Annotated in this window: 1 protein-coding gene; it reads left to right on the forward strand. The window is 69.3% G+C overall.

Annotated elements, in window-relative coordinates; all coding sequences use genetic code 11:
• Positions 1–5 precede the first annotated feature (5 nt).
• Positions 6–1,344 (forward strand): ammonium transporter (locus DID96_RS37700; RefSeq protein WP_148094537.1); only part of this gene is annotated, 1,339 nt, incomplete at its 3' end.

The raw sequence follows: 1,344 nt of genomic DNA on the forward strand, positions 1-1,344 counted from the left end.
CCAAGATGCGCAAACTTCTGATGTCCCTGCTGATGGCCGGCTCGCTGATCGCGGCCGGCGTTGGCCCCGCGCTCGCGGACGACGCGGCATCGGCCGCGGCTGCTTCCGCGCCTGCCGCATCGGCACCGGCCGACGCAACAGCCGCCGCTGCATCGGCCACTTCGGCGGCCGCTGCGTCGGAAGCGCCGGCAACGGCTGCCTCCGGCGCCGCCGAGGCCTCCGCCGCCGCACCGGCAACGGCTGCCGCCGCACCGGCTGCGCCGACCGCGCCGTTCTCGGTCGATTCGTCGAAGATCAGCGCGGGCGACACCGCGTGGATGCTGACGTCCACCGCGCTCGTGCTGTTCATGACGGTCCCGGGCCTCGCGCTGTTCTACGCGGGCATGGTCCGCAAGAAGAACGTGCTCGCGACCGTGATGCAGAGCTTCGCGATCACCGCGCTGATCACGGTGCTCTGGACGGTCGTCGGCTACAGCCTCGCGTTCACGCCGGGCAACGGCTTCATCGGCGGCCTGTCGCGCGTGTTCCTGCACGGGATGAACTACATCCACGGCGACAAGGCGACGACGCTGACCGTGAGCCACCTCGCGCCGACGATTCCCGAGACGGTCTACTTCTGCTACCAGATGACGTTCGCGATCATCACGCCGGCACTGATCTGCGGCGCGTTCGCGGACCGGATGAAGTTCTCGGCGATGCTCGTGTTCATGGCGCTCTGGTCGCTGATCGTCTACGTGCCGATCGCGCACATGGTGTGGGAACCGACCGGCTGGCTGTCGGCCGACGGCGTGCTCGACTTCGCGGGCGGCACCGTCGTGCACATCAACGCCGGTATCGCGGGCCTGATGTCGTGCCTCGTGCTCGGCAAGCGCGTCGGCTACGGCCGCGAATCGATGGCGCCGCACAACCTGGTGCTGACGATGATCGGCGGCTCGATGCTGTGGGTCGGCTGGTTCGGCTTTAACGCGGGCTCGGCGGTTGCCGCCGACGGCCGTGCCGGTTTCGCGATGCTGACGACGCAAGTGGCAACGGCCTGCGCGGCGCTCGGCTGGATGTTTGCCGAATGGGTCGCGAAGGGCAAGCCGTCGGTGCTCGGCATCGTGTCGGGCGCGGTCGCGGGTCTCGTCGCGATCACGCCGGCATCGGGCTTCGTCGGCGTGACGGGCGCACTGGTGATCGGCATCGCGGCGGGCGTCGTGTGCTTCTGGTCGGCGACGTGGCTCAAGTCGAAGCTCGGCTATGACGATTCGCTCGACGCGTTCGGCGTGCACGGCGTGGGCGGTATCCTCGGCGCGCTGCTGACGGGCGTGTTCGCGGTGAAGGACATCGGCGGCGCCGACGGCA

This window comes from Burkholderia sp. Bp8963 (assembly GCF_003854275.1).
Lineage (GTDB): Bacteria > Pseudomonadota > Gammaproteobacteria > Burkholderiales > Burkholderiaceae > Burkholderia.